Consider the following 6,571-nt stretch of genomic DNA (forward strand, 5'->3'; position numbering starts at 1 on the left):
TGGCTTCGGCGACACGCTGCAGTTCGTCCGCTTCGTGCCGCTCGCCCGTGCACGGTGTGCGCGCGTCGTGCTCGAAGTCCAGCCGGAACTCGTTGCGCTGCTGGCGCCGGCCGCGTCGCGCTGGCGCGTGACGCTCGTCGCACTGGGCGCGGCAAAACCGCCTGCCGCGGATGTCGCGTGCACGCTGATGAGCTTGCCGTTCCTGCTCGGGATTCAGACGGAAGAGGACATCGTCGCGAGCTCGCGCTACCTCGATGCGCCCGACGGCGCCAGCCGGCGCTTTCGCGGCTCGCTCGGCGGGCAGGCGAAGCGCAAGCTCGGCCTCGCGTGGTCGGGGCGCAAGCAGGCGCAGGAAAACCGCTCGATGCCGTTCGATGCGCTCGCGCCGCTACTCGCGCTGCCGGACATCGACTGGATCGTGCTGCAGCCCGCACTCGACGACGACGAGCGCGCGCGCGTCGACGCACATCCGCGCGTGCATCGGCTCGACGGCCGGCTGAACGACTTTGCCGACACGGCTGCGCTGATCGAGCGGCTCGACGGCGTCGTCACAATCGATACGGCAGTCGCCCACCTTGCCGGCGCGCTCGGCAAGCCGCTGTGGGTCATGCTGCCGTTCGCACCCGACTGGCGCTGGTTCACCGGCAACGACTGCCCGTGGTATCCGCAGGCCAGGCTCGCCCGCCAGCCCGCGCCGGGGCAATGGCTCGACGTGGCGGCCGCGGTCGCCGGCGCGCTGCGCGAAGCCTGAACACAGACGAAAAAAGGGAGCGCGTCGCGCTCCCTTTTTCATTGCAATGCGTACGGCCGGCGCCGCGCGTGATACGGGTGCCGGTCAGGCCGCCTTGTACTGGTTGCGCGCCTCGGACGTGCGATACAGCACGAGTGTCGCGATCAGCCCGCAAATCGCGGCAACGCTCAGCCACAGCCCCGGCGCCGCCTTGTTCCCGGTCTGATGAATCAGCAGCGTCGAGATCGCGGGCGTGAAGCCGCCGATCGTCGTCGCCAGGCTGTATGCGAGCGAAAAGCCGGCCGTGCGCACGTCGGCCGGCATCACTTCGGTCAGCGCGACGACCATCGCTCCGTTATACGACGCGTACAGGAATGACAGCCACAGCTCGACCGCGAGCAACCGCAGGAACGACGGATCGCCGACGAGCCACAGCACGGCCGGGTAAGCCGTCAACAGCGTCAGCACGGTGAACGCGATCAGCACCGGGCGGCGACCGATGCGGTCGGACAGCGCACCGGACAGCGGCAACCACACGAGATTGGAGATCCCCACGCAGACGGTCACGACGAGCGCGTCGAGCGACGACAGATGCAGCACTTCCTTGCCGAAGGTCGGCGTATAGGCGGTGATCATGTAGAACGACACCGTCGTCATGATCACCATCCCCATGCCCGCCACCACGATGCCCCAGTTGTCGAGCATCGAGCGCATGATCTCGCCCATCGTCGGACGATGACGCTTCGCGAGGAATTCGTCGGTCTCCTTCAGCGAACGGCGGATCAGGAACAGGAACGGCACGATCAGGCAGCCGATCAGGAACGGAATGCGCCAGCCCCACGCGGTCATCTCCTCGGCCGGCAGTATGCGATTCAGCAGCACGCCGACGAGCGCGGCGAACACGACGGCCACCTGCTGGCTACCCGACTGCCACGACGTATAGAACCCCTTGTGCCCCTTCGTCGCGATCTCCGACAGGTAGACCGACACGCCGCCGAGTTCGACGCCGGCCGAGAAGCCCTGCAGCAGCCGGCCGAGCAGCACGAGCACCGGCGCGAGCACGCCGATCGTCGCATAGCCCGGTATCGCGGCCACCGCGAGCGTGCCGATCGCCATCAGCCCGAGCGTCAGGATCAGCCCCTTGCGCCGGCCGTGATGGTCGATGTACGCGCCGAGCACGATTGCGCCGACCGGCCGCATCAGGAAGCCCGCGCCGAACACCGATAGCGACAGCATCAGCGACGCGAATGCATTGCCGCTCGGAAAGTAGGTTTTCGCGATGGCCGACGCGTAATAGCCGTAGACCATGAAGTCGTACATTTCCAGGAAGTTGCCGCTGACAACCCGGAACACGGTGCGGACTTTGGATTCCTGTGCGATGGCGTGTGACGCTGTGGACATGTTTTTCTCGCTCAGCTCGGATGGCGCGAATCCGCGCCGCATGGATCCGACGACGCACGCGGCGCCGGGCCGGCGCGCACGGGCATCGCTGCCCGCCGGCGGCGCACCGCGCAACGACGCGCGCACCGGCATGGTTCGCGCATCATGCCACGCCAACCCGACATTTGCCTTGTGTCGCCCCTGCCGTTGCCGTCGCAGCGTCCTCCTCGTACGAGTCGTCCCGAAACGCACGCAAAAATCAGATTGATCTGATCGACCGGCCTTCGCCGGCTGACCACAATGTCTCGATTTGCAACGACAGTTCCGCGCCGCACCGGCACGGTTGCCCGTGTCGCATGGCGCACCGCCCTCATGACCCCATCGCCTCTTGTTCCCGTGGCAGGCGCGCTCGCCCGCCCTCGCGTCGCTCCGCTCGATCACGTACCGTCGTTCGGCCGCGACTGGATCTTTCGCGGCGCACCCGGTGCGCGGCCTGGCAAGCATTGCCTCGCGACACTGGCAACGTCCTGCATCGACATGGACCGGCCGCACCGTGCATGCCACTGGCAGCCGCTGCCCGTGGCAGCGCCGGCACCGCCCCATGGCGGGTCGCCGGTTGCACTGCCTGCCGCTGCGGCCCCGTGTTCCCCCCGTATCGCCGGCGGCTTTCGCGACCGGCGTACGAAGTACGCAATCTGCTGGAGCATCGGCGCGCTCGGCATCATCGGCTGGCTGATTGCCGCGCATGAGCCGATTGCGGGGTTCGGGCCGGCATACGCGATTCGCACGGCCGGCGGCGTACCGGATCACGCTACGTCGTCGTCCGGTACCGTGCGGGTCGCTGCGGTTCAGCCACGTACGTCGACGAGCGCGCCACCGCAGCGCAAGATGGCCGCTCCTGTCGCAACAACGGCCGAGTCACCGCCGGCCACGCACCACCTCAAGCGTCGCCCCGCGTCGCTTCGTCCGAAGGCAACCTCGATCACACCGCCGACAGCCACTGCAGCGTCGCCTCGTTCGAGCGGCAAGCGCATGGCGGCGACGCCGGTCCGCCCCCCCACCGTATCGAGGCTGGCCACGCGCCCGCCAGTCCGGAGCAGCACGGTCGACGCCCGCACGCGCGAGCGGCTCGCCGCATCGCCGCGTGCAACCGGCGATACGCGCGACACGCTCGACGATCCGCTCACGCTGATCGCGATGGCAAGCGCGCTGGGTGCTGCCCCGCCTGCCCGCGCAACGCACGCGCCCACCACCAGCCTGGACTGGACGGCGCAACTGTCCCACCGCCGCCTGACCGATACGCCGGACGCATTCGCGCGCTGACGGCCTGGCCATAAAAAAACCCGGCGAAGCCTGCTTCGCCGGGTTTTGCTCGTCTCTGCGTCCGTCTGACGAATCGTTACTTGTGCGCGGGCAATCCTGTCTCGGTCTGCTTCTCGAGCTGTCGCACCTGCTCCTGCAGATCGCGCAACTGCAACTGCGCGGCCCGCTTCTCGACCTGCAGCGCCTGCGCCTGTTCCTGCGCCGAACGCTGCCGCTGCGCGACTTCAGCCTGCTGGCTGCGCGCAACGCTCAGGTCGGCCTGCAACTGCTGCGCACGATTCGCCTGCAGCGCGATCACGCGCTCGAGAAACGCCTTCTGTGCCTCCAGCTCGGTACGTCGGATCTCGATATCGGCAAGTTGTACGGTCTGCTGAACGAAGTTCGCGTACACCATCTCCGCGCGATTCTTTTCCTGCGACCGGATCACGCGCCACAGGTGCTTGTCCTGGAACAGCGCGACGTAGTACGTCATCTCGCGCGGATCGAACATCAGGCTCGCACCGTAGCTGCCGTTGTACGTCGTACGCATCTCGACGATGCGGCCATCGTGCAGCATCTGCGTCAGCTCGGCGACGTTGCCTTGCGCGGACGCATCCGTCGCAGCCGCATTGGATGCCGCCGTGTCGCCGCGCAGGCTCGTGACCGCCGGACGCGTGCCGGCGGCGGGCGCAGTCGCGTCGGCGGACCAGGCCGCGCCTGCTTGCGCGCAGGCAGCCAGCGCAACGATCCACGTGGCAAATCGTGCAGGGGAAAAATTTCGGAAAGCCAACGTCAGACTCCGGCAAACGAATCGGAACTGGCGATTATCGTTCAAAACGAAACGGCCGCATCTCGAATTTATCGGGATGCGGCCGGCCTTCGTATGACGTGAAGAATGCGGCTTGCTACAGGCGGGTTTCGCGCGCCGCGCGCAGGAACGCATCGAGCAACGGCGTGCAGTCGAGCAGCTCCGAGCCGCCGGCACGATGGAACTCGGGGTGCCACTGCACGCCGACGACGAACGGCGAACGCCGATGACGAATGCCTTCGATGATCCCGTCGCCCGCCGACACGGCCTCGATGTTCAGATCGCGGCCGATATCGCGGATCGCCTGATGGTGAATCGAGTTGACGATCGCTTCGCTGCGCCCGGGGAACATGCTCGCGAGCGTCGAAGAATCCGGAAAGCGGATCGCGTGACGATGCTGGTCGTAATGCTCGCTCACGTGCGCATTCGCGGTCGGTACATCGGTGGCGATGTCCTGGTACAGCGAACCGCCGAACGCGACGTTGATCAGCTGGCAGCCGCGGCACACACCGAGGACGGGTTTGCCGGATTCGACGAACTCGTGCAGCAACTCGAGCTCGTACATGTCGCGCACACGATCGCCCGGCCATTCGGGGCGGGCGTCGGACGCGGCGTAGGTTTGCGGCGATACGTCGGCGCCACCCTGCAGCAACAGGCCGTCGAGATGCTTCGCGTAGTCGCGCAGGCGGATGTTGCTCGGGTGAATCATGCCCTGGTGGCCGACGGTCGGGATCATGAACACGAGCACGTCGCGCGACATCACCCAGTGCGCGATCGATTCCTCGAGATACTGCAGCGTCTTGCCCCGCAGCCCTTTCGCACCCGGCTCCGGATGGAAGATCCGCGCCGACACGCCGATGCGCAGCGTGCGCTGCGTGATGCGCTGGCCGGCACGGTCGAACAGCCGGCGCGCGCGCGCGGCCACGATCCGGCCGAATACCGACCACGGCGTGTCGCTCTGCTTCAGGTAGGCCGGCGGCGCATTCTGCGCGCTTGCGGGCGGCGGGCGCGGCGTGTCGAAATCGGGCTGCGCGCCGAATCCGGGTGGCGGCGTTCCAGCCTTCGGCGGCGCGGTGGCAGCAACGCCATCGATAGCGGCGCCCGTTGCACCGGGCGCACCCGGCTCGGACGCAGCCGTGACCGGTGACGCGCCGTCAGCAGCGACGTTCTGCGCGGCGGCCTGGGCTGCCGGCGCATCGGGCGCTTTCGCCGGATCGGTACGGGGGGAATCGGAAGAAACGGAGGAGGTGCCGGGCAGACCGGCCGGGGAAGGCGTGTTTTCGCTCATGACGATGGTCTGGTACGTCGCTCACGCGTATGGATAAACGAGGATTCATTATGCTTCAGCGCACGATCGAGCGGCAAACCTGCAACATCCTGTCGATATTGTTGCAAGTCGACGGCAAACTGAGTCGGGGAGCGTCCCTACCCGCGTGCGGGCAACGCCGATGCATCACCGTCGGTACTGGACACTAGTGATATATCACAATAATATCCACGCATCGCCCACGCTTCCCGATCGCCTGCGCCATGATCGCGCCCCGTCCGGCCGCCGCGCCGCAACCCGCATGAATACCCTGACCGACGTCACCCGCGAGCGCCCGGCCGCACCGGCAGGCAGCCTCGCCGACCGCGCGTACACGCTGATCCAGCGCGACATCATCACGATGCGCCTGAAGCCGGGCGCCGCCCTCAACGAAGCCGACCTCGTCGCGCGCACCAGCATCGGCCGCACACCGGTGCACCAGGCCGTGCATCGGCTCGTGCTCGAAGGGCTGCTGTCCGTAATGCCCCGCAAGGGATTGATGGTGCAGCCGCTGTCGCTCGACGACATCGTCGCGGTGATCGACGTGAGGCGCATCAACGAAGCGCACTGCGCGGAACTCGCCGCGCGCCATGCGACCCCGGACGATCTTGCGCGCCTGGCCGCGCTGCTCGACGCCGGGCAGGCGTGCGTCGACTCGCACGACGTCGAAGGCATGATGGAACTCGACCGTGCGTTCCACCAGGCGATCGCCACGGCCGCGCGCAATGCAGTGCTTGCCGACATCCTGCGCGCCCTGCACGAGCGCTCGCTGCGCTTCTGGTTCGTCACGCTGTCCGAACCCCACCATCTCGCCGACGTCCAGCACGAGCATCGCGAACTGTTCGATCGGCTGTCCGCGCGTGACGCCGCCGGCGCGCGCGCGGCCGTCGAAAGCCATATCGATTCGTTCCGCTCCACGCTTCTTCAACATCTTCGCCCCTGAGCCGCCCATGACCACTTTCACGCCCTTCCCCCCGCTCGCCCAGCTCGCGGCCGACCTCGCCGCCGGCCGAACCACGAGCCGCGCGCTCGTCGACACCGCGCT

Annotated in this window: 6 protein-coding genes; 3 read left to right on the plus strand and 3 right to left on the minus strand. The window is 67.5% G+C overall.

The genetic code is table 11. The features are described 5' to 3' along the window. A partial coding sequence (locus G3N99_RS31640; protein ID WP_277396471.1) for a glycosyltransferase family 9 protein occupies nucleotides 1-751 on the plus strand: 751 nt, incomplete at its 5' end. 84 nt (nucleotides 752-835) lie between these two features. Here G3N99_RS31640 and G3N99_RS31645 read toward each other — a convergent pair. After that, nucleotides 836-2,131 (minus strand): MFS transporter, encoded by a 1,296-nt coding sequence (locus G3N99_RS31645; RefSeq protein ID WP_174987651.1) that lies wholly within the window; start codon nucleotides 2,129-2,131, stop codon nucleotides 836-838. 351 nt (nucleotides 2,132-2,482) lie between these two features. Between G3N99_RS31645 and G3N99_RS31650 the strand changes: the two genes are divergently transcribed. Continuing rightward, a complete protein-coding gene (locus tag G3N99_RS31650) occupies nucleotides 2,483-3,433 on the plus strand; it encodes a hypothetical protein (protein WP_206124350.1) in 951 nt (316 codons plus the stop codon). A gap of 76 nt (nucleotides 3,434-3,509) precedes the next feature. On the opposite strand, the gene G3N99_RS31655 is transcribed toward G3N99_RS31650, so the two are convergent. Beyond that, a complete protein-coding gene (locus G3N99_RS31655) occupies nucleotides 3,510-4,202 on the minus strand; it encodes a DUF2968 domain-containing protein (RefSeq protein ID WP_206124351.1) in 693 nt (230 codons plus the stop codon). A gap of 115 nt (nucleotides 4,203-4,317) precedes the next feature. Beyond that, nucleotides 4,318-5,508: a type 1 glutamine amidotransferase gene (locus tag G3N99_RS31660; protein ID WP_206124352.1), complete on the minus strand. Its 1,191-nt coding sequence runs from the start codon at nucleotides 5,506-5,508 to the stop codon at nucleotides 4,318-4,320. Between the two features lie 280 nt (nucleotides 5,509-5,788). On the opposite strand from G3N99_RS31660, the gene G3N99_RS31665 reads away from it, so the two are divergent. Next, a complete protein-coding gene (locus G3N99_RS31665) occupies nucleotides 5,789-6,469 on the plus strand; it encodes a GntR family transcriptional regulator (RefSeq protein ID WP_174944686.1) in 681 nt (226 codons plus the stop codon). The last annotated feature ends 102 nt before the right edge of the window (nucleotides 6,470-6,571 follow it).

Origin of the sequence: Burkholderia sp. Ac-20392, assembly GCF_017104585.1 — a bacterium.
GTDB classification, from domain to species: Bacteria; Pseudomonadota; Gammaproteobacteria; order Burkholderiales; family Burkholderiaceae; genus Burkholderia; species Burkholderia lata.

Coding starts and splice junctions, on each gene's coding strand:
- G3N99_RS31645 (WP_174987651.1), bottom strand. CDS start 2,131: ATGTCCACAGCGTCACACGCCATCGCACAGGAATCCAAAGTCCGCACC.
- G3N99_RS31650 (WP_206124350.1), top strand. CDS start 2,483: ATGACCCCATCGCCTCTTGTTCCCGTGGCAGGCGCGCTCGCCCGCCCT.
- G3N99_RS31660 (WP_206124352.1), bottom strand. CDS start 5,508: ATGAGCGAAAACACGCCTTCCCCGGCCGGTCTGCCCGGCACCTCCTCC.
- G3N99_RS31665 (WP_174944686.1), top strand. CDS start 5,789: ATGAATACCCTGACCGACGTCACCCGCGAGCGCCCGGCCGCACCGGCA.